Annotated in this window: 20 protein-coding genes and 2 tRNA genes; 14 read left to right on the top strand and 8 right to left on the bottom strand. The window is 61.6% G+C overall.

The features are described from left to right. Positions 1–104 precede the first annotated feature (104 nt). The gene (locus WAO69_RS15680) at positions 105–1,076 is read left to right on the top strand and encodes an alpha/beta hydrolase (protein ID WP_422180825.1); all 972 of its coding nucleotides are present in this window, start codon (positions 105–107) and stop codon (positions 1,074–1,076) included. Positions 1,077–1,771: 695 nt separating this feature from the next. Beyond that, a complete protein-coding gene (locus tag WAO69_RS15685) occupies positions 1,772–2,230 on the top strand; it encodes a tyrosine-type recombinase/integrase (protein WP_422180861.1) in 459 nt (152 codons plus the stop codon). Positions 2,231–2,327: 97 nt separating this feature from the next. Here the strand turns inward: WAO69_RS15685 and WAO69_RS15690 are convergent. The 6 genes from WAO69_RS15690 to tgt form a co-directional block, all read right to left on the bottom strand. Then, positions 2,328–2,403 (bottom strand) — tRNA-Val (locus WAO69_RS15690). Positions 2,404–2,551: 148 nt separating this feature from the next. Continuing rightward, the gene (locus tag WAO69_RS15695) at positions 2,552–3,142 is read right to left on the bottom strand and encodes a histidine phosphatase family protein (protein WP_422180827.1); all 591 of its coding nucleotides are present in this window, start codon (positions 3,140–3,142) and stop codon (positions 2,552–2,554) included. A gap of 50 nt (positions 3,143–3,192) precedes the next feature. Continuing rightward, a tRNA-Val gene (locus WAO69_RS15700) sits at positions 3,193–3,267 on the bottom strand. Positions 3,268–3,373: 106 nt separating this feature from the next. Next, positions 3,374–3,829 (bottom strand): HU family DNA-binding protein, encoded by a 456-nt coding sequence (locus tag WAO69_RS15705; RefSeq protein WP_422180829.1) that lies wholly within the window; start codon positions 3,827–3,829, stop codon positions 3,374–3,376. A gap of 246 nt (positions 3,830–4,075) precedes the next feature. Further along, positions 4,076–6,484 carry an endopeptidase La gene (gene lon, locus WAO69_RS15710; protein WP_422180831.1) on the bottom strand — a complete coding sequence of 803 codons (2,409 nt, stop codon included), beginning with the start codon at positions 6,482–6,484 and terminating at the stop codon, positions 4,076–4,078. Positions 6,485–6,794: 310 nt separating this feature from the next. Further along, the gene (gene tgt, locus WAO69_RS15715) at positions 6,795–7,934 is read right to left on the bottom strand and encodes a tRNA guanosine(34) transglycosylase Tgt (RefSeq protein ID WP_422180833.1); all 1,140 of its coding nucleotides are present in this window, start codon (positions 7,932–7,934) and stop codon (positions 6,795–6,797) included. Between the two features lie 65 nt (positions 7,935–7,999). On the opposite strand from tgt, the gene rimK reads away from it, so the two are divergent. From rimK to WAO69_RS15745, 6 genes are all read left to right on the top strand, one after another. Further along, entirely contained in the window at positions 8,000–9,412 is a 1,413-nt protein-coding gene (gene rimK / locus WAO69_RS15720) for a 30S ribosomal protein S6--L-glutamate ligase (RefSeq protein WP_422180835.1), read from the top strand. Positions 9,413–9,490: 78 nt separating this feature from the next. Beyond that, positions 9,491–9,853 (top strand): SUF system Fe-S cluster assembly protein, encoded by a 363-nt coding sequence (locus tag WAO69_RS15725; RefSeq protein WP_422180837.1) that lies wholly within the window; start codon positions 9,491–9,493, stop codon positions 9,851–9,853. Between the two features lie 195 nt (positions 9,854–10,048). Continuing rightward, positions 10,049–11,269 carry a glycerophosphodiester phosphodiesterase family protein gene (locus WAO69_RS15730; RefSeq protein WP_422180839.1) on the top strand — a complete coding sequence of 407 codons (1,221 nt, stop codon included), beginning with the start codon at positions 10,049–10,051 and terminating at the stop codon, positions 11,267–11,269. 142 nt (positions 11,270–11,411) lie between these two features. Further along, the gene (locus WAO69_RS15735) at positions 11,412–11,795 is read left to right on the top strand and encodes a HesB/IscA family protein (RefSeq protein ID WP_422180841.1); all 384 of its coding nucleotides are present in this window, start codon (positions 11,412–11,414) and stop codon (positions 11,793–11,795) included. Between the two features lie 147 nt (positions 11,796–11,942). Then, positions 11,943–12,692, top strand: a complete 750-nt coding sequence (tpiA, locus tag WAO69_RS15740; protein ID WP_422180843.1) for a triose-phosphate isomerase — start codon at positions 11,943–11,945, stop codon at positions 12,690–12,692. Between the two features lie 73 nt (positions 12,693–12,765). Next, on the top strand, positions 12,766–13,947 hold the full coding sequence (locus tag WAO69_RS15745) for a cytochrome P450 (protein WP_422180845.1): 1,182 nt from the start codon (positions 12,766–12,768) through the stop codon (positions 13,945–13,947). 4 nt (positions 13,948–13,951) lie between these two features. Here the strand turns inward: WAO69_RS15745 and WAO69_RS15750 are convergent, their stop codons facing one another. Next, positions 13,952–14,419 (bottom strand): Lrp/AsnC family transcriptional regulator, encoded by a 468-nt coding sequence (locus WAO69_RS15750; RefSeq protein WP_422180847.1) that lies wholly within the window; start codon positions 14,417–14,419, stop codon positions 13,952–13,954. 144 nt (positions 14,420–14,563) lie between these two features. Here WAO69_RS15750 and cysG point away from each other — a divergent pair, with 144 nt between their 5' ends. The 6 genes from cysG to WAO69_RS15780 all read left to right on the top strand — a co-directional run bounded on the left by cysG (position 14,564) and on the right by WAO69_RS15780 (position 20,064). Then, on the top strand, positions 14,564–15,964 hold the full coding sequence (cysG, locus tag WAO69_RS15755; protein ID WP_422180849.1) for a siroheme synthase CysG: 1,401 nt from the start codon (positions 14,564–14,566) through the stop codon (positions 15,962–15,964). Beyond that, positions 15,964–16,272, top strand: coding sequence for a DUF2849 domain-containing protein (locus tag WAO69_RS15760; RefSeq protein ID WP_422180851.1), 309 nt, complete (start codon positions 15,964–15,966; stop codon positions 16,270–16,272). The genes cysG and WAO69_RS15760 overlap by 1 nt, the downstream gene beginning before the upstream one ends. Next, positions 16,265–17,929, top strand: a complete 1,665-nt coding sequence (locus WAO69_RS15765) for a nitrite/sulfite reductase (RefSeq protein WP_422180853.1) — start codon at positions 16,265–16,267, stop codon at positions 17,927–17,929. Before WAO69_RS15760 ends, WAO69_RS15765 begins: the two co-directional genes overlap by 8 nt. Next, entirely contained in the window at positions 17,926–18,705 is a 780-nt protein-coding gene (locus WAO69_RS15770; RefSeq protein ID WP_422180855.1) for a phosphoadenylyl-sulfate reductase, read from the top strand. The genes WAO69_RS15765 and WAO69_RS15770 overlap by 4 nt, the downstream gene beginning before the upstream one ends. Continuing rightward, the gene (locus tag WAO69_RS15775; RefSeq protein ID WP_422180857.1) at positions 18,702–19,106 is read left to right on the top strand and encodes a DUF934 domain-containing protein; all 405 of its coding nucleotides are present in this window, start codon (positions 18,702–18,704) and stop codon (positions 19,104–19,106) included. The genes WAO69_RS15770 and WAO69_RS15775 overlap by 4 nt, the downstream gene beginning before the upstream one ends. A 109-nt stretch (positions 19,107–19,215) precedes the next feature. Then, positions 19,216–20,064, top strand: coding sequence for a ferredoxin--NADP reductase (locus WAO69_RS15780; protein ID WP_422180863.1), 849 nt, complete (start codon positions 19,216–19,218; stop codon positions 20,062–20,064). Between the two features lie 73 nt (positions 20,065–20,137). On the opposite strand, the gene WAO69_RS15785 is transcribed toward WAO69_RS15780, so the two are convergent. Then, a partial coding sequence (locus WAO69_RS15785) for a hypothetical protein (protein WP_422180859.1) occupies positions 20,138–20,620 on the bottom strand: 483 nt, incomplete at its 5' end.

The raw sequence follows: 20,620 nt of genomic DNA on the forward strand, positions 1-20,620 counted from the left end.
GACGTGTTCGGCGCGGCCTGGCCCGTCGTGGGTATCTTTCTGACCGGCATGGTGATCCTGTGGGCCCTGCCCGGCATGGTCACGCTGATACCGGGGCTGCTGCAATGACCTGGCAGGACTACGACACGGCAACCTCGCATTTCATCGCCTCCTCTGATGATCCCGACTTGCGCCTTTACCTGCGCGCGCATCACGACGCGCCCGAACGCCCGCCTGTCCTGTTCGTGCATGGTGCGACCTATGCCAGCAGGCTTTATGACGTGCCCCATCCGGGCGCGAGCTGGCTCAAGGCCACGGCGGAGGCCGGATATGCCGCCTATGCCCTGGACATTCGCGGATACGGCAATTCCCATGTGGCAGGTCTTGGCGAAAAGCCGTACCCCTATGCCCGTGGCACCGATGCCGTCGCAGATATCACAGATGCCGTGCGGTGGCTGTGCCAGCGCCACAACCGGGATCAAATCGGCTTGGTCGGCGGATCATGGGGGTCGATCACTACCGCCATGTTCGCGTCAGGACCTTCAGGCGCGCAAGTCGCCGCCCTTGTCCTTTACGCTCCGATATTCGCTGAGGCAAATGCAGGATGGCTGTCCTTCCTGAGCGATCCGTCAGATCCGCTGGCATTCAACCCAGCCTTTGACGGTGCCCGCCCTGTCTGCGAAGCCTCAACACGCGACCGCTGGGACGCCGAAATCCCCGCCGGAGAAGACTGGCGCGACGAGGCGGTGTTCCAGGCCCTTGTCCAATCCAGTCTGTCCGATGATCCAAGCGCTGCACACCGAAATCCCCCAGCTTTTCTCGCCCCAAACGGCACGCTTTTGGACCTGTGGGAGGCGTTCAACGCCCGCCCGCTTTATGATCCGTCGCGCATTGCCTGCCCCACTCTGTTGATCCGCGGCGGGGCCGATACCACGTCGACACGGTCTGATGCGTTGGCGCTTTTTGACCGTCTGGCTGCCACACACAAGCGTTATGCCGAACTGGCGAACGGCGCGCATTTCGCCAGCGCAGAACGTCTTGGCCCACAAGTGTTCAATATCGCGAACGCGTTTCTGCACGATTGGGTGAATCCTTAGAACGTTGGCGATTGCCATGCACGTTGATCCAAGATTGCTGTGCGCCCGGATAGAGACCGAATCTAACGGCTACGATCATTCTTTGTTCGTTCAATGGACGTCCGCTTTGGGGAAGCTGCGCCGCAGCACAAATCAATTGAGCTAAGGTCCGGTTTGCCGAAACGTGGAGCGCCTTCCTAAAGAAGGAGAAACTCTTCAGGCTTGCCCCTCCTGCAACGGAAGTCTGGAACCTCCTCGGCGCTTTGTGGAACCGGTTGGCTTTTTGACGAATTATAAGGATCGTGCTGGTGGCGAGCCAGGCTCGTCCAGGTTGCGACCGCGCGCGGTGGATGAAGCCCGTCTGCTTACAAAAGCACCATCCAGTCTGATGAGAGCGACCGATATCCGTGACGTGAGCACGTTTTTCGCGTCGGCGATTGGGAGCGCGGATCATCCAGAAGGTCAGATGATCGTCGTTAATCGCGGTCCGAACGGGACAGGCTACATGCGCTGCCGCAAATGCGAACACGCTGAACCAGCGTCCAGGAACTATTTCGGGTTCGGGCCAGTAGCATCCAAGCATCACGATCCCCGGACCGGAGACCAATGCCCGGTCGAAGAACTGAAAGGGGCGACGGATCTCGCTCACACCTATTCGACAGACATCAGATTGATACGGATAGCCGTCCCGATCGATCCCCCACCATCATCGGCGGATCGGGACGCATGAACGTGTCTGGATCGACGTACTACTCTACACGGGGTTGCGCCGGGGTGATGCTGTTCTGATCGGCCGCCAGCATGTGAAGGATGGCGTAGCTTGCATCAAGACCGCCAAGACGGGCACCGAGGTTAACATCCCCATTCTGCCACCGCTCCAGAGCAGCTTGGACGCCGGACCCACGGGCGACATGCACTTTGTCACCAACAAGAACGGCACCCCATTCACCAAGGAGAGCTTCGGGAACGCGTTCCGCAAAGCCTGCAACGCCGCTGGCGTGAAGAAGTCTGCTCACGGCCTGCGAAAGATCGCCGCCACGCGCGCAGCAGAGGCCGGTGCAACGGTTGCCGAGCTGGAAGCGATGTTCGGTTGGAACGGTGGGCGCATGGCATCGCTGTACACCAAGTCGGCTGATAGACGACGACTCGCGCTGCGCGGCTGGGGCAAAAGCTGAACAAAACAGGCACGCACAAACCCCGCACCCTAATCACAAAACCCCGCACCTTTTTTTCCACTTAAAAACAACGGCTTAGAGCGACGAAAAGCGGGAATGGTGGGTCGTGAGAGACTCGAACTCCCGACATCTTCGGTGTAAACGAAGCGCTCTACCAACTGAGCTAACGACCCGACGGGATGCGTGTACAAAAGTCGGCGCGAGGGCGCAAGTGGCTCTGTGCAGCAAATCGCGTGCCGCGCGCGATTGGCTGGACCGCCCTGATCCGAGACAAGATCGGTGCTGCGACGGCCATGCTGCCAGGGGCGAGATGGCGCGGGACTACATGTCCTGAGCGGGGGCGCGCAATATGGTTTCCTGCCCGTCCCGCAGCGCGTAGACCACGCCCTGCAGGTTGTCCAGGCGATGCATCCGGTCGTCCGGCAGATCCCGAAGAACCGCCCGCGCGACCTGACCCCACAGCCCATGTGCCACGATCACGGTGGGGCGGTCGATTTCGCCCAGCACCGCCTCGATCCGCGCGCGGAACGTCCCGAGACCTTCGCCACCCGGCGCATGGGCAAACATTTCAAGTGCGCTCATCTGTTCGTTCACCAGATCCGGCCAGCGCGCCAGTACGTCCTCATAGTAAAGCCCCTGCCAGTCGCCGGCATGGATCTCCATCAAGCGTGGATCGGTTTCGATGATCTGATCGGGCAAGGCGATTTCGGCCGTGATCCGGGCGCGCGCAAGCGGCGAGACAAGGCATCTTGCGCCGCTGTGCTGCAGGATCGGTGCCATGATCCGGGCCTGTTCACCTGCGTGCCAGCGCCCCAGATCCGTCAGATGTGATTCCATCTGGCCCTGAATACGCCGCACCGCGTTCCATTCGGTTTGGCCGTGGCGCAGAAACCAGATCGGGGGATGTGTCACAACGGCTCCTCAGCGGGCAAGACGGTGTCGGGTAGCGATGGAAAGGGAGGTGGTGGGTGATAAGAGATTTGAACTCCTGACATCTTCGATGTGAACGAAGCGCTCTACCACTGAGCTAATCACCCATCAGTGCGACCGCTATGTAACGGGCGCGCCACGGCCATGCAAGGGGGATAAGCGCTGTTATCCAGCACCGATCCTGCGGGGGTCACCGGTGATTGGGCACCGGCCTCATTCAGCGGCGTGAGCGGGGGTATCTGAGGTATATGTCTCGGGACCGGCAGGCGCGTCTTCTTTGGGTTGGCGTATCCGGCAGACGATGACCGTGCCGTTGGCTTTTTCTTCGCGCCGCGAGATCTTGATCTTGCCCAGCGGACGCAGGTTCAGCTCGCGCCCCTCTGCCATGGCTTCACCCAGAATGGCCAGGGCCGCTTCGATGGCGGGTTTGGCGTCTTTCTTCTTTGCGCCAGAGCGTTCGACCACCAGATCGATCAGCTCTTTCTTGCGCAGTTCGGGCTGGTTGACCACCGCCTCTTTCACCTCGACCAGCTTCGGCGCGACCTTGGCCGCAACCGGGGTTTTGCGCCGGGTGGCGGGCGTGACTTTCGCCTCTGCCGGTTTGTCGGTCTTGGGTTTGGTCTTGCTGCGCGCGGGTGTCGCGCGTTTGGTGCCTGTTTTGGTTGTCATGACTGCTCGCCTTTCGTTTTTATTGCCACGAGCATATCGATGGTTTGTTAAGAATTCCATTAGTTTCGCCGCAAAACGCTCCAAACGCGGTGTTTTTCGACCCGGATGGCGATTCATGCCAGGATCGGTTCTGATCCGCGACATGGCGCAAGCCCAAGGTCGCGCTGACCCGGGAACAGCCCCCCGCGCAACGCACAAAAAAGCCGCCCCCAGGGGGCGGCTTTTTCCGGTTCTGTCTGCCCAAGGTCAGTGCGCTGTGGCCCCTGCCCCTTCGCTCGTCACTTTGGCTGCCGCTGCCGCTGCGGCTTCTTCTGCCGCCTCATCCCAGACAATCGGCTCGGGCGCTCTCACAAGTGCCAGTTTCAGCACTTCCGAGACATGGGACACAGGGATGATCTCCAACCCTTCCTTGACGTTGTCCGGGATCTCGGGGAGGTCTTTTTCATTCTCCTCGGGAATGAGGACCGTCTTGATCCCGCCGCGCAGCGCCGCCAGCAGTTTCTCTTTCAAACCGCCAATCGGCATGGCGTTGCCACGCAGGGACACCTCGCCCGTCATGGCGATGTCCTTGCGCACGGGGATCCCCGTCAGGACCGACACGATCGATGTGACCATCGCCAGACCGGCCGAGGGACCGTCCTTGGGCGTGGCCCCGTCCGGCACGTGCACGTGAATGTCCCATTTCTCGAACTGGGGCGGTTTGACTCCGATGCTGGGGCTGATCGAACGCACATACGAACTGGCCGCGTCGATGGATTCCTTCATCACATCACCCAGCTTGCCCGTGGTCTTCATTCGACCCTTGCCCGGCAGGCGCAGCGCTTCGATGCTCAGCAGTTCGCCGCCCACCGATGTATAGGCCAGCCCGGTGACGACACCGACCTGATCCTCTTTCTCGGCCAGACCAAAGCGATACTTCGCGACACCAAGGAAATCCGATATATTTTCGGATGTTACGACAACTTCCTCAACCTCTTTGCGCACGATCTTGGTCAACGCCTTACGCGCCACCTTGGCGATTTCACGCTCCAGATTCCGCACCCCCGCCTCGCGGGTATAGGTGCGGATGATCGTCTTGAGCGCGTCATCCGTCAGCTCGAACTCACCCTTCTTCAGGCCGTGGTTCTTGATCTGCTTGGCGATCAGATGCTGCTTGGCGATCTCGTGCTTTTCATCCTCGGTATAACCGGCCAGAGGAATGATCTCCATCCGATCCAGCAAAGGTCCGGGCATGTTGTACGAGTTCGACGTGGTCAGGAACATCACGTTGCTGAGGTCATACTCCACCTCAAGATAGTGATCCACGAATGTGGAGTTCTGTTCCGGATCCAGCACCTCCAGCATGGCCGACGCGGGATCGCCCCGGAAATCCTGACCCATCTTGTCGATTTCATCAAGCAAGATCAAAGGGTTGGTCGTCTTTGCCTTTTTCAGCGCCTGAATGATCTTGCCCGGCATCGACCCGATATAGGTCCGACGGTGTCCGCGGATCTCGCTTTCGTCACGCACGCCGCCAAGGCTGATGCGGATGAACTCGCGCCCGGTTGCCTTGGCCACGGATTTCCCAAGCGAGGTCTTGCCCACACCGGGAGGGCCGACCAGACACATGATCGGGCCTTTCATCTTCTTCGAGCGCTGCTGAACCGCCAGATACTCCACGATCCGTTCCTTGACCTTCTCAAGGCCATAGTGATCGTCATCCAGAACCTTCTGCGCCAGGGCAAGATCCTTCTTCACGCGGGATTTCGTGCCCCACGGGATCGACAGCATCCAGTCCAGATAATTGCGCACGACGGTTGCCTCGGCGCTCATCGGGCTCATGTTCTTGAGCTTTTTGAGCTCGGCATCGGCCTTTTCCTTGGCCTCTTTGGACAGCTTGGTCTTGGCGATGCGCTCTTCCAGCTCGGCAATTTCGCCTTCGCCCTCTTCGCCATCACCCAATTCGCGCTGAATGGCCTTCATCTGCTCATTCAGGTAATACTCGCGCTGGGTCTTTTCCATCTGCGTTTTCACGCGCGTCTTGATCTTTTTCTCGACCTGCAGAACGCTCATTTCGCCCTGCATCAGACCATAGACCTTCTCCAGCCGCTCCGAGATCGACAGCGTCTCCAGAAGCTCCTGCTTCTGGTGCACCTCGATGCCCAGATGACCCGATACGAGATCGGCAAGCTTGGACGGTTCGCTGGTTTCGCCGACAGCCGACAGCGCCTCTTCGGGGATGTTCTTGCGAACTTTTGCATAGCGCTCGAATTCAGCACCCACCGTGCGCACCAAGGCTTCGGTGGTGGTCACATCGCCGGGCATTTCGCTCAGATATTCGGCGCGCGCCTCAAAGAAACTGTCGTTTTCCAGAAACTCCGTGATCGCGACCCGTGCCTGACCTTCGACCAGCACCTTGACGGTGCCATCGGGCAGCTTGAGCAGTTGCAGCACATTGGCCAGCACACCAGAGCGATAGATGCCGTCCGTGTCCGGATCATCCATGCCGGGATCAATCTGGCTGGAAAGCAGGATCTGCTTGTCATCGGACATCACCTCCTCCAGAGCGCGGACCGATTTCTCCCGACCGACGAAAAGCGGAACGATCATGTGGGGAAATACCACGATGTCGCGCAACGGCAGGACCGGGTAGGATGCATTCAGGGGTTCTTGCATGCTCTTTCCTTATCTTTGGCAAGACAGCCCTGTCCCTCTCTGAGGCAACCTGCACCGTCTCCATACAGAGTTCATTAACTGTGGCTCCAACGTGCCTGTTTCAAGCCAGCTCTGTCACAAACAATGCCTGTGCCAGTTTGCGGGCGCAATCGGACAATCGCTGCCCGGCAGAACTTTCTTGTGCAAAACTGCGAAGAATTTTCAGATCCACGCCGGGACAGCCGCATTTCCGGGCATGGTGATTTGGCCCGGGCGACCTTGCACGGATCGCTGCACCGGGCACAGGTCATGTCCCGGCGGATACACGATCCTAGAGCGGATCAATATCACCCTGCTCGCGGTCACGATGAAACGCCGCCTGCCAGGCGACAAAGCCACCTGCGGCGATTGCCTCCCGCATTCCGGCCATGAGATCCTGATAATACTGCAGGTTATGCCATGTGAGCAGCATCGAGCTGATAATCTCCTGCGACCGGAACACATGATGCAGATAGGCGCGCGAATACCTCTGGCACGCGGGGCAGGCACAGTTTTCATCCAAGGGACGCGGATCATCCATGTGACGCGCGTTCTTGATGTTCAGCACTCCCAGACGGGTAAAAACCTGCCCCGTCCGCCCCGACCGGGACGGCAAGACGCAATCCATCATGTCAATGCCCCGCGCCACGGCACCGACAATGTCATCGGGCTTGCCCACGCCCATCAGATAGCGTGGCTTGTCGGCGGGCAGTTGCCCCGGCGCATAGTCAAGGCAGCCAAACATGGCCTGCTGCCCCTCGCCCACGGCCAGACCGCCCACGGCATACCCGTCAAAGCCGATCTCCTTCAATGCCCCGGCGCTCTCGGCGCGCAGGTCTTCCTCCAGCCCGCCTTGCTGGATCCCGAACAGCGCGTGACCGGGTCTGTCTCCGAATGCGTCGCGAGACCGCCTGGCCCAGCGCATCGACAGACGCATGCTGTCGGCGATGCGGTCACGGTCAGCCGGCAAAGCGGGGCATTCGTCAAAACACATCACAATGTCCGACCCCAGCAAACGCTGAATTTCCATAGACCGTTCCGGGGTCAACGCATGTTTGGACCCGTCAATGTGGGATTTGAACGTCACGCCCTCTTCAGTCAGCTTGCGCAGATCGGCCAGGCTCATCACCTGGAACCCGCCGCTATCAGTCAGGATCGGGCCGGACCAGTTCATGAATTTGTGCAAACCGCCCAAGCGGTCGATCCGCTCTGCCGTGGGTCTCAGCATCAGATGATAGGTATTGCCCAGCAAGATATCCGCACCCGTCGCAGCCACGCTTTCGGGCATCATCGCCTTGACCGTGGCAGCGGTACCGACCGGCATGAAGGCGGGCGTGCGGATCTCGCCCCGCGTCGTGCGGATCACCCCACGACGTGCGTTGCCATCGCGGTTGAGCAGTTGGAATTCGAACTCTGCCGGAGTAATCGTCATGCCTGCGCCTTCCCTCAGTGTCGTCGTCTTCTGCGCCAAAACGCCCGCTTTGCCAAGGAGTCACCATGTCAGAAATATCCGCGTTCAAACCCCTCACCTTCGGGTGGGAGGAGTGGGTCGCATTGCCCGACCTTGGCCTGCCGGCCATAAGCGCAAAGGTCGACACGGGCGCGCGCACCTCTGCGCTGCATGCCTATGACATCGAAGTCTTCGGCTCTGCCGACACGCCCAAAGTCCGATTCATGGTCCATCCCGTGCCCGGCCAGACCCAGCCGGCGATTCCCTGCTCGGCCCCGCTGATCGACCGGCGCGAAATCACCTCCTCCAATGGCGAGCGCGAGATGCGCTATGTCATCGCGACAACGCTGATGGTGAATGACCAATGCTGGCCCATCGAGGTGACATTGACCAACCGCTCAGGCATGACCAGCCGCATGCTGCTGGGCCGACAGGCGCTGACCGACCACATCTCGATCTCGCCCACCGAACGGCATCTGCAGCCTGAGCTCGACTATGACGTGTATCACTCCAGCGACATGCACCACGCCGCCCCCAAACGCGCGTTGCGCATCGCCGTGCTCAGCCGCGAGGACAATTACTCCACCAATCGCCTCGTCGCCGAAGGCGAAGCACGCGGCCATACCGTCGAAGTCATCGACACCACGCGCTGCTACATGACCATCAACGCCCTTGCCCCCGAAGTGCATTACGATGGCAAACGCCTGCCGCGCTATGACGCGGTCATTCCCCGCATCGGAGCCTCGATCACCCCCTATGGCACCGCCGTGATCCGCCAGTTCGAAACCATCGGCACCTATTGCGTGAACGGCAGCGCCGGCATCACCGCCAGCCGCGACAAGCTGCACGCCCATCAGGTGCTTGCCAGCCGTCAGATCGGCATGCCGGTTACCGCCTTTGCCGCCTCGCCCAAGGATACCGGCAACCTGATCGGCCTTGTGGGCAGCGCCCCGCTGATCGTCAAACTGCTGGAATCAACCCAAGGCAAAGGCGTCGTGCTGGCCGAAACCAAGAAAGCCGCCGAAAGCGTGATCTCGGCGTTTCGCGGCCTCAAGGCCAATTTCCTTGTCCAGCAATTCGTCAAGGAAGCCGCAGGCGAGGACATCCGCTGCCTTGTCATCGGCTCCAAGGTCGTCGCCGCGATCAAACGCACCGGAGCGGATGGCGATTTCCGCTCGAACCTGCATCAGGGCGGCACGGCAAGAACCGCCCGCATCACAAAGGCCGAACGCGAAACCGCCCTGCGCGCGGCAAGGGCCTTCGGGCTGAACATGGCGGGCGTCGACCTGTTGCGCTCGGATGACGGGCCAAAGGTGCTCGAGGTCAACTCATCCCCGGGCTTCGAGGGCGTCGAGGCCGCGACCGGCAAGGACATCGTGGCGCGCCTTTATGAAGAAATCGAACTGCGCGTCCGCCCGCGCCCTGCAATCCGGCGCAAGGCAGGCCGCAAATCCGCCTAGGACGACTTGGGGCCGCAGGCTCTGGACGCTTGCGCCGCCTTTCCCTATACATTCACTCAGGAAATATGCGAGGCCGTCATGAACCAGTCCATTGAACCGCTCGAAGGTGCGCCGCTGATTGCGCCATCATCCACCGATCATCCGCTCTATGAGCAGATCGTCGAAGCGTGCAGGTCGGTCTTCGACCCGGAAATCCCGGTCAATATCTACGAGTTGGGCCTTGTCTACACGATCGACATCAATGACGAGAACGAAGTGCGCGTCATCATGACCCTGACCGCACCCGGCTGTCCCGTCGCCGGAGAAATGCCGGGTTGGGTCGCCGATGCGGTGGAACCGATTCCCGGCGTGAAACATGTGGATGTGGAACTCACCTGGGAACCGCCCTGGGGCATGGACATGATGTCGGATGAAGCCCGCCTCGAACTGGGCTTCATGTAAGACGCGGCAACGCGCGCAAACATCCGCCCATAGGCCCCCTGCCATCCGCACGGGGCCTTTTTTCTTGCCCAGCCGCGCCCGTTTATCCACAGACCCGTCATGCAGGCGTAACAAAATCATCACGCCGCCATCATCAGACTGTCGTGTTCAGCCCCCATCACCGATCACATATCGCAACCTGACCGGAGAACCCCGATGCGTTTCGTTTCAGCCTGTGCCTTCGCGCTGCTCGCCCCCGCCCTGGCCCCCAGTTTCGCCCTCGCCAATGGCCCCGCCATATATTACGGCCCGCGCCCCGCCTTCCTGATCGACAAGCTGCCCGAGGGTGAGCTGAAATCCAAACTGCAAAGCTGCGCAGGCCAGACCCCGGCAAAGTCGGATTTCTCCATCGGCCACCGGGGTGCGCCGCTGCTGTTTCCCGAACATACCGTTGAATCCAACCTGGCGGCGGCTCGCATGGGGGCTGGCATCCTTGAATGCGACGTCACATTCACCGGCGATCTGGAACTGGTCTGCCGCCATGCCCAGAACGATCTGCACACCACGACCGACATCCTGCTCAGCGATCTGGCGGACACCTGCATCGTGCCCTTCTCGCCGGCCAGTGGCGACACCCCCGCCAGCGCAGAATGCCGCACCTCCGAACTGACGCTCGCGCAGTTTCGCACATTGACGCCAAAGATGGACAGTTCGGACAAGACCGCCACCACCCCCGAGGCCTATCAGGGCGGCATCGCAGGCTGGCGCACCGATCTCTATACGCAGGGCACCACCCTGATGACCCATGCCGAGTCCATCGAGCTTTTCCGCTCTCTGGGCGCGAAATTCACCCCCGAACTCAAGACCCCCTCGGTCGAGATGCCCTTCAACGGGTTCAGCCAAGAGGACTATGCCCAGAAGCTGGTCGATGAATACAAGGCCGCAGGCGTGCCCGCCTCCGATGTCTGGCTGCAAAGCTTCAACCTCGAAGATGTGCAATACTGGATCAAGGCCGAACCCGAATTTGGCGCGCAAGCGGTCTATCTTGTCGATCACTATGACACCCAGCCCGGTTTCAACCCGCAGGATCCGGCCACATGGCCCCTGCCTCTGGCCGAGTATGCCGCGATGGGCGTGACCTATATCGCCCCTCCGCTCTGGGTGCTGGTGGCCACCGAAAACGGCAGGATCGTGCCCTCTGTCTGGGCACAGGAAGCCCGGGCCGCAGGCCTCGACATCATCACGTGGACGCTGGAACGCTCCGGCCCGCTTGCCAATGGCGGCGGCTGGTACTTCCAGACCATCACCGAGGCAACCACCCATGACGGCGTCTATTTCGAACTGCTTGACGTGCTGGCGCAGGACGTCGGCGTGGTGGGCGTGTTTTCCGACTGGCCAGCCACAGTGACCTATTACGCGAACTGCATGGGCCTTTGACTCCCCCTGAGCCATCCCCCGGCACCAGGCCCATCCTGACCGCCCGGTTGAAAAACCGGGCGGGCTTTTGTCATCCGCCCCGAACGCCCCCCTTGAGCCGCGCGCCCTGCCGCATTAGATTGGTAGCAAAGGAGATCCGCTCATGTTCGGCATTCCAGGCAAACAAGCCGTCACACTGACCGATCGCGCCACGGCGCAGATCGTCAAGCTGATGGAAAAGGACGGCCACTCGGGCCTGCGCATCGGCATCAAGAAAGGTGGCTGTGCGGGCATGGAATATACCATGGAATATGTCGCCGATCAGGATCCCAATGACGAGGTCGTGGAACAGGACGGCGCGCGGGTGATGATCGCCCCGATGGCGCAGATGTTCCTGTTCGGCACGCAAATCGACTATGAAACCAGCCTGCTGGAATCCGGGTTTCGCTTCAACAACCCCAATGTGGCAGATGCCTGCGGCTGCGGTGAATCGATCAAGTTCAAGGACGTGGACGCCCTGAGCGCAGAACGCGCCACCGGCAGCTGAGCCCCGCGCGCCCCGGCGCTCGGCCCCGCAAGCGTCCGGACCGGCCTGCCTGCATTCCCCATCAGGACAACATGCCTGACCAATCGCGATTGTCTGACTTCCGGCGTGGTGATACCACGGTGGGTGACATGACACGGGGGGATGGGCATGAGACGCAAACTTGCCGCGGGCAACTGGAAGATGCACGGGCTGACAGACAGCCTGAGCCAGATCGACAGCCTCGCAGCCGCGCATCCCGCCCCCCGCGTCGATATCCTGATCTGTCCCCCCGCCCCGCTGATCGAACGCGCCTTCCGGCGCGCCTCGGGCCATGCCATCGCGATTGGCGGACAGGATTGCCAAACTGCCAGATCCGGGGCCCATACCGGCGATATCTCGGCTGCCATGCTGAAAGATGCCGGGGCCAGCCATGTGATCCTTGGCCACTCCGAACGCCGCGCCGATCACGGCGAAACCGATGAGGTGGTCCGGGCCAAGGCCCGCACCGCTCTCGCCGAAGATCTCATCGTGATCATTTGCCTTGGCGAAAGCCGCGCCCAGCGCGAAAGCGGCACCACTCTCGACATCATCTCGCAACAGATGGCAGGCTCCATCCCCGACGATATCACACCGGACCGCGTGGTGATCGCATATGAACCCGTCTGGGCCATCGGCACCGGCCTGACACCGACCCCCGGTCAGATCGAAGAGGTTCACGGCCACATCCGCGCCCACCTGACCGAGCGTTTCGGCTTGCAGACCGCCGAGGCGATCCGCCTTCTCTATGGCGGCTCGGTCAAAGCCGCCAACGCCGCCGAGATCTTCGCCATTGCCAATGTCGACGGTGCCCTTGTCGGCGGGGCCAGCCTCACGGCCGAGGAGTTCTCGCCCATCATCACCGCCCTTGAGGCCTCCTGATCTTCTTCTTGCTGACAAATACGGATCCCGCCGCCCGCCGCACAGCCGACCCCCGACATCACGGGCACACCCCATGCAGCATCTGAACCAATCCCCCACCGATCCCGCCTTCGTTCAGGATCCCTATCCGTTCTACACCCGCGCACGCGCCGCCGGTGATCTGATCTGGTGGGAGGACTACGCCATGCCCGCCGCCACCAGCCACGCCGCGGTACACGCGCTCTTGCGCGACAAACGCTTCGGGCGCGAAAAACCCGCCGAACTGCGCGCCCCCCTCGCCGATCACCTCGCCCCGTTCTGGCAGGTCGAGCAGCACTCGATGCTGGACGCCGAACCCCCGCGCCACACCCGCCTGCGCGCACAGGTGCTGCGCGCCTTCACCTCGCGCCGCATCGCCGCCTTCGCGCCCGAGATCGAAACGCTCTGCGATCAGCTGATCGACGCTTTCCCGTCCACCCCCTTCGATCTGCTCCCAGCCTATTGCACGCGCATCCCCGTGGTGATCATCGCGCGGCTTCTGGGCGTGCCCGAAGACGACGCCGACCAGCTGCTGGCCTGGTCTCATGCCATGGTCGCGATGTATCAGGCCAACCGCAGCCGCCAGACCGAAGACAGCGCCGCGCAGGCCGCAGCCGAATTCGCCGCCTATCTGCGCCGCCATATCGCCGCCAGACAGCGCGCGCCCGGCGATGATCTGCTCTCCACCCTGACGCAGGCCGCCGCCGATGGCGCACTGCTGTCCGAGGACGAGCTCATCGGCACCGCCATCCTGCTGCTCAACGCCGGCCATGAGGCAACCGTGCACAGCCTCGCCAACGCCGTGCCCTGCCTGCTGGCCCATGATGACCTGCACACCGCGCTCGCCCCCGAACATATCGCCGCCACCGCTGAAGAGCTGATGCGCCTGGACCCGCCGCTTCATCTGTTCACGCGCTTTGCCTATGAGGACGTCACCCTGTTCGGCCACAGCTTCAAACGTGGAGACGAGGTGGCGCTGCTCCTGGCCTCGGCCAATCGCGACCCCTCAGCCTGGAGCGCGCCGGATCGGTTCGACCCCAACCGCCTACAGAAAACCCACCACAGCTTTGGTGGCGGGCTACATTTCTGCGTCGGCGCGCCACTGGCCCGGCTTGAGATGCAGATCGCCCTGCCCCGTCTGTTCGCGCGCTGCCCCGATCTGCGCCTGACCGCGAAAGTGACATATGGCGACACCTATCACTTCCACGGGTTGACCCGGCTGATGGTCACGCGCTGAGGTCTCAGCCCGCCAGGGGCAGCATGGTGGTGGATTTGATCTCTTCCATGGACAACAGCGCGGTGACGTTGAAAATCCGCACTTCGGAAATCAGCGCCTGGTAAAAGTCGTCATAGGCACGCGCATTCTGCACCCGCACCTTCAGGATATAGTCGATATCACCCGCCAGCCGGTGCGCCTCCTGTACCTCGGGGCGCGCGCGCAGGGCCGATAGGAACTTGCCCTGCCAGTCCGCATCATGTTCAGAGGTGCGGATCAACACAAAGAAACAGGCCTCGAATCCCAGCGCCTCGGCATCCAGCACAACCGTGGTCTGCCCGATCACCCCGGCCTCGCGCAATTTGCGGATTCGGTTCCACACCGGCGTCTTGGACGAGCCGACAGCCTTGGCGATCTCATCCAGGGATTGGCCTGCGTCGCGCTGCAGCTCCGCCAGAATTTTCCGATCTGTCTCATCAATCCGAACCGACATTCGCGATTTCCCTATGCAATGAGGTTTCCGTTCCAACTGTGGCGTCATTTAGAACATATGTCCTTATTTGAGCAAGGGGATAGCATCATATCAGAAAAATTTCCTATATCTGACCCAACAGGAACCGAAACAGGGCGAGGTCCCATGCAGCACTTTCCGATCTTTCTTGCGGTGGCGGGTCGCCGCATCATCCTGTCGGGTGGCGGGGATGCGGCACTGGCCAAACTGCGCCTTCTGTTCAAGACCCAAGCCCATATCACCGTCTTCGCGCCCCGCCCGGATGCGCAGATCGAAACCTGGGCGGGCGAGGGTCGCCTCAGGCTGATCCGGCGCGCACTCGAACCGGGCGATGCGCTCTGCGCCGTTCTGTTTTACGCAGCCGACGAAGATGACGCCGAAGACGCACGCACCGTGGCGCTGGCCCGTGCGGATGGCGCGCTCACCAATATCGTGGACAATCTGGGCGACAGCCAGTTCATCACCCCCGCCATCGTCGATCGTGACCCCGTTACTATCGCCATCGGCACCGAAGGTGCCGCCCCGGTTCTGGCACGCGCCATCAAGGCCGATCTGGAAGAGAAACTGCCCAGCCAGCTTGGCACCCTGGCCCGCATCGGCAAGACCTTTCGCAAGGCAGCCGACGCGCTGCCCTTTGGCCGCCCGCGCCGGGATTTCTGGCGCGCCTATTACTTTGATGCCGGCCCCAAGGCGATTGCCGCGGGCGAAGACGCGGTGCAGCCCGCACTTGAATCCTTGCTGCACACACATCTCAACACTCCCCGGCGCGAGGGGCATGTGGCCTTTGTCGGTGCCGGTCCGGGTGATCCGGAATTGCTCACGCTCAAGGCACGCCGGGCACTGGATGAGGCGGATGTGATCATCCATGACCGCCTGATCGCTCCGGAAATCCTTGAGCTGGCGCGCCGCGAAGCGGTGATGATCGACGCCGGAAAAGAGGGCTTTGGCCCCTCGATGACCCAAAGCGATATCAACGCGCTGATCGTCGAGCATGGCCGCAGCGGCGCGCAGGTCGTGCGGCTCAAAGGCGGCGATGCCACCCTGTTTGGCCGTCTGTACGAAGAAATCGAGGCGGTCGAGGCCGCGGGTATCGCCTGGCATATCGTGCCGGGGATCACCGCTGCTTCGGCGGCGGTCGCTTCCATCGGGCAGTCTCTGACAAAACGGGGGCGCAATGCCTCGGTGCGATTTCTCACCGGACATGACATGAAGGGCTTTGCCGATCACGACTGGAAAACCCTGGCCGCCCCCGGTCAGGTGGCCGCGATCTATATGGGCAAGAAGGCCGCGCGCTTCATTCAGGGCCGCCTGATGATGCACGGGGCCGCCCTCAGCACCCCCGTGACGGTGATCGAAAACGCATCCCGCCCCGATCAGCGCGTGCTTGAAACCACGCTGGCCGCCCTGCCTGCCGACCTGAGTGACGCGCAGATGTCCGGGCCCGCCCTTACCTTTCTCGGGCTGTCCCCGCGCGCCGCTCTGGCGACGCAGCTGCCCGGCGAACTTCAGTTTGAGGAAGCTCTGTAATGTCCCGCCCCTTTGCCCCGAAGGTCGTCACCGCCAATCATCTGCTGGACGGTGATGTGATCTACCTCGCCGCCAATGACAATTGGGTGCGCGATCTGGAAGACGCCGATGTGCTTTATGACGAAGCCGACGCACAACTGCGCCTGCTTCTGGCCCAATCCCAACCCCAGGTCGTGGTCGGCGCCTATCTGGTGGATGTGACCCCCGGCAGGAGCGGCCCGCAACCGACCCATTTCCGCGAAGATTTCCGCCGTACCGGCCCCTCCAACTATGCCCACGGCAAACAAGAGGCGCAGAGTGATGTATAACTACAGCGAATTTGACAGCGCATTTCTGGCTGAACGCAACGCGCAGTTCCGCGCCCAGGTCGAACGGCGCATTTCCGGCGCTCTGACCGAAGACGAGTTCAAGCCCTTGCGCCTGATGAACGGGCTCTATCTGCAGCTGCATGCCTATATGCTGCGCGTGGCCATTCCCTATGGCACGCTCAACAGCGCCCAGATGCGCCAACTCGCCCTGCTGGCCGAGAAATGGGACAAGGGCTATGGCCATTTCACCACCCGGCAGAACATCCAGTTCAACTGGCCCAAACTGCGCGATGTGCCCGATATGCTGGACGCGCTGGCCAAAGTCGGCATGCATGCGATCCAGACCTCGGGCAATACGATCCGCAACGTGACCGCGGATCATTTCGCCGGAGCCGCGGCGGATGAGGTGACCGACCCGAGACCCTATGCCGAGCTGATCCGCCAATGGTCGACCGATCACCCCGAGTTCCAGTTTCTTGGTCGCAAGTTCAAGATCGCCGTAACCGGTGCCGAGGCAGACCGCGCCGTCATCCGCGCCCATGACATCGGATTGCAGATCGTGACCCGCGACGGCGCGACCGGCTTCCGCGTCATCGTGGGCGGCGGTCTGGGGCGCACGCCGATGATCGGAAAAACCATCCGCGAGTTTCTGCCCGAAGCCGATCTGCTGCCCTATCTGGAGGCGATCCTGTCGGTCTACAACCTGCTGGGCCGGCGCGACAACAAGTACAAGGCACGCATCAAGATCACCGTGCATGAGACCGGCATCGATGAGATCCGCCGCATGGTCGACGCGCGTTTCGTGGCGCTGCGCGCGACCTTCTCGGGGGTCGATCAGCTCGAACTTGCCAGAATTGTGCCCATGTTCGCCCCGCCAGAGTTTGTACAAAACGACCAATCCGCCTTTGAAACCGCGTACAAAACGGACAATATCTTCCGCAGCTGGGCAGATACCAACCTGTCGGCCCATCGCGCCGAGGGCTATGCGATCGTGTCGATTTCGCTCAAGGCACACGGCGCGACCCCCGGCGATGCCACCGCTGAGCAGATGCGCGTGATGGCCGATCTGGCCGAGGCCTATGGCCATGACGAGCTGCGCATCAGCCATGAGCAGAACGTGATCCTGCCCCATGTCCACAAATCCCACCTGCCCGCAATCCATTCAAAACTAAGGGAAAACGGGCTTGCCACGGCCAATATCGGCCTGATCTCGGACATCATCGCGTGCCCCGGCATGGACTATTGCGCCCTCGCCACGGCCCGCTCGATCCCCATCGCCCAGGAGATCGCAACGCGCTTTGATGAGCTGAAACTCGAACACCAGATCGGCGAGCTGAAGATCAAGATCTCGGGCTGCATCAACGCCTGCGGCCACCACCACGTCGCCCACATCGGCATCCTGGGCCTCGACCGCGCCGGCGTCGAGAACTACCAGATCACGCTGGGCGGGGACGCCACCCAAACCGCCGCGATTGGCGAGAGGGCCGGCCCCGGCTTTTCATCCGATCAGATCATTCCGGCCATTGAGCGGCTGGTCTATGCCTATCTCGATCTGCGCAGCTCGCCCGATGAGACGTTCCTGCAAAGCTATCGCCGCCTTGGCCTTTCGCCCTTCAAAGCCGCGCTTTACCCGGCGGATGCGGTGGCCGCGGAATGACGTACAGCCCGGCGCTTTTCGGTGCTCACGATCCGGCCCCGGAAGGGCCCGATGACCTGCGTGTGCAGCGTGAAAGGCAGATCGCCACGCTGAACGCGGCCTACCGCCATCACAGCGCGACAGATGTGCTCAAGGGCGCGCTGAGCGCCTTGGGCAACACCACGCTGGTGTCCTCGTTCGGTGCGGAATCCGTGGTGCTGCTCCACATGGTGGCGGTGAGCAACAAACATCTGCCGATCCTCTTCATCGACACCCAGATGCTGTTTACCGAAACGCTGGTCTATCAACAGGAACTGACCGAGAGACTGGGGTTGAGCAACGTGCAGATCATCCGTGCGCAAGACAGTGCCGCGCGTGATCCGGACGGAACGCTGCATCGGCAAGACACCGACGCCTGTTGCGTATTGCGCAAGACACGACCTCTTGAGGACGCGCTTGCGCCCTATGACTCGTGGATCACGGGGCGCAAGCGTTTCCAGTCGGGCACACGCGCCGCGCTTGAGTTCTTTGAACTGGAAGAGGCGACGCTTCGGATCAAGATCAACCCGCTGGCCCATTGGGCACCTGCGGATGTGACGGCATATATGGAAGAAAACCGCCTGCCCCGGCATCCGCTGGTGGCACAAGGATATCCGTCGATCGGCTGCGCGCCCTGCACGTCGCCGGTGAAGATCGGAGAAGACCCCCGCGCCGGTCGCTGGCGTAACCAGGGCAAAGAGGAATGCGGCATTCATTTCGTGAATGGCCGCGCGGTTCGAATTGGAGCATCAACATGAGCATCATCGTCACCGATACCGGGTTTCAGCCCGACGACTGGCAAGACGGCTTTCCCACGCAAAGCCAGGCGGCAAATGACGTCAACTCGCTGGATGTTCCGTCGGATGCCAATCCTGACGCGATTGCGCTGACGGCGGGCTTGTGCATGATCCGCGTCGATTTTCCCAGCTTCGCCGATGGGCGCGGCTTTACGATCGCGCGTCAGTTGCGCCTGCGTGGATTCACGGGTCGTCTCAGGGCCAAGGGGCATGTCCTGTCGGATCAATACGCCATGGCGCGGCGATCGGGCTTTGACGAAGTCGAGATTTCCGACGACATCGCAGCGCGTCAACCCGAGGCAGATTGGCTGGCGCGGGCGAATTGGCGCGCGCATGATTATCAGGCGCGTCTGCGCGGCTAGGCCCCGCCCCGGGCGGCCATAACATCGCAGAGCGCCCCAAAGCGCTTTTCTTGATCCAGATCACAGCTTAAAGAGGGTGGGCATGTGTAAACATGCCCTGACACAAACCATGACAGAGCACCGCCCCGTGACCGAAGCCTCACCCGTGAAAATGCCCACCCTGCCTGATTCCCAGACTGTGACAGAGGTCACGCACTGGACGGACCGTCTGTTTTCTTTCCGTGTGACGCGCCCCGCATCGCTGCGTTTCCGCTCGGGTGAGTTCGTGATGATTGGCCTGATGGGCGATCCGGACCCCGAGACCGGCAAGCAAAAGCCGCTGCTGCGCGCCTATTCAATCGCCTCGCCTGCGTGGGACGAAGAGCTCGAGTTCTATTCGATCAAGGTGCAGGATGGCCCACTGACATCGCGCCTTCAGCATATCCAGCCCGGGGATGAGATCATCCTGCGCCCCAAACCCGTGGGCACGCTGGTGCATGATGCGCTTTTGCCGGGCAAACGTATCTGGTTCTTTGCGACCGGCACGGGCTTTGCACCCTTTGCCTCGCTGCTGCGCGAGCCACAAACCTATGAAGACTACGAAGAAGTCATCATCACCCATACCTGCCGTGAGGCCGGAGAGCTGGAATATGGCCGCAAGCTGATCGAAGACCTGAAAAGCGATGATATGATGATCGAGCTTTTGGGGCAGGAAAACCTCGACAAGATCAAGTATTATCCGACCACCACACGCGAACCGAGCGCCAAGATGGGCCGGATCACGGATCTGATCCGCTCGGGCGAGGTCTATACCGATCTGGATGTCGAGCCGATCTGCCCCGACAATGACCGCGCGATGATTTGCGGCAACCTGGCCTTCAATCTTGAACTGAAAGCCATGCTGGAAGAGTTCGGCCTTGAAGAAGGCGCGAATTCGAACCCACGGCATTACGTTGTGGAAAAGGCGTTTCTTGACTGAACCTTTGGGGGATGTGCCCTTCAGTGCCATGTGACCGCGCCCAAGGCGCGGCCACGATTTTCGAAAACCCCGATTACAGACCCAGAGCGTTTTTGACCTGCTCCAAAACCTGCGGCAGCAGTTCGGGATTGTTGCGCGCCTGCTCCACGCCGGCCTTGAGCGTTGTTTTCTGCACCGCGTCCAGATTCGAAGTATCAATCAAGCTGACGACCTGATCATAATCAAACCCCTCGGCCGTCAGAACTGCCGCGCTTTCAGTCGAGCCAGTCGCCGCATCTGTCAGCGACTGAACAGCCCCTGTAACAGCATCACTTACCGCACTTGCGGCCTGGTCCGCGGCCTGTGATGCGGACTGAGCGGCCTCGGAGGCGGCTTGCGCGGCATTGTCCACGGCTTCTTGGGCGGTGGCCGCGGCTTGGGCTGCTGCGGCTTCTGCGGCAGCTGCGGCCTCTTCAGCGGCGGCGGCAGCTTCTGCAGCGGCGGCCTCGGCTGCGGCTTTGGCTTCGGCTTCGGCTTTGGCCGCGGCTTCTTCTGCGGCTTGCGCAGCCGCCTGTGC

This window comes from Aestuariivita sp. (assembly GCF_049276915.1).
Lineage (GTDB): Bacteria > Pseudomonadota > Alphaproteobacteria > Rhodobacterales > Rhodobacteraceae > Aestuariivita.

Coding starts and splice junctions, on each gene's coding strand:
- WAO69_RS15680 (WP_422180825.1), top strand. CDS start 105: ATGACCTGGCAGGACTACGACACGGCAACCTCGCATTTCATCGCCTCC.
- WAO69_RS15705 (WP_422180829.1), bottom strand. CDS start 3,829: ATGACAACCAAAACAGGCACCAAACGCGCGACACCCGCGCGCAGCAAG.
- lon (WP_422180831.1), bottom strand. CDS start 6,484: ATGCAAGAACCCCTGAATGCATCCTACCCGGTCCTGCCGTTGCGCGAC.
- tgt (WP_422180833.1), bottom strand. CDS start 7,934: ATGACGATTACTCCGGCAGAGTTCGAATTCCAACTGCTCAACCGCGAT.
- rimK (WP_422180835.1), top strand. CDS start 8,000: ATGTCAGAAATATCCGCGTTCAAACCCCTCACCTTCGGGTGGGAGGAG.
- WAO69_RS15725 (WP_422180837.1), top strand. CDS start 9,491: ATGAACCAGTCCATTGAACCGCTCGAAGGTGCGCCGCTGATTGCGCCA.
- WAO69_RS15730 (WP_422180839.1), top strand. CDS start 10,049: ATGCGTTTCGTTTCAGCCTGTGCCTTCGCGCTGCTCGCCCCCGCCCTG.
- WAO69_RS15735 (WP_422180841.1), top strand. CDS start 11,412: ATGTTCGGCATTCCAGGCAAACAAGCCGTCACACTGACCGATCGCGCC.
- tpiA (WP_422180843.1), top strand. CDS start 11,943: ATGAGACGCAAACTTGCCGCGGGCAACTGGAAGATGCACGGGCTGACA.
- WAO69_RS15745 (WP_422180845.1), top strand. CDS start 12,766: ATGCAGCATCTGAACCAATCCCCCACCGATCCCGCCTTCGTTCAGGAT.
- WAO69_RS15750 (WP_422180847.1), bottom strand. CDS start 14,419: ATGTCGGTTCGGATTGATGAGACAGATCGGAAAATTCTGGCGGAGCTG.
- cysG (WP_422180849.1), top strand. CDS start 14,564: ATGCAGCACTTTCCGATCTTTCTTGCGGTGGCGGGTCGCCGCATCATC.
- WAO69_RS15760 (WP_422180851.1), top strand. CDS start 15,964: ATGTCCCGCCCCTTTGCCCCGAAGGTCGTCACCGCCAATCATCTGCTG.
- WAO69_RS15765 (WP_422180853.1), top strand. CDS start 16,265: ATGTATAACTACAGCGAATTTGACAGCGCATTTCTGGCTGAACGCAAC.
- WAO69_RS15770 (WP_422180855.1), top strand. CDS start 17,926: ATGACGTACAGCCCGGCGCTTTTCGGTGCTCACGATCCGGCCCCGGAA.
- WAO69_RS15775 (WP_422180857.1), top strand. CDS start 18,702: ATGAGCATCATCGTCACCGATACCGGGTTTCAGCCCGACGACTGGCAA.
- WAO69_RS15780 (WP_422180863.1), top strand. CDS start 19,216: ATGACAGAGCACCGCCCCGTGACCGAAGCCTCACCCGTGAAAATGCCC.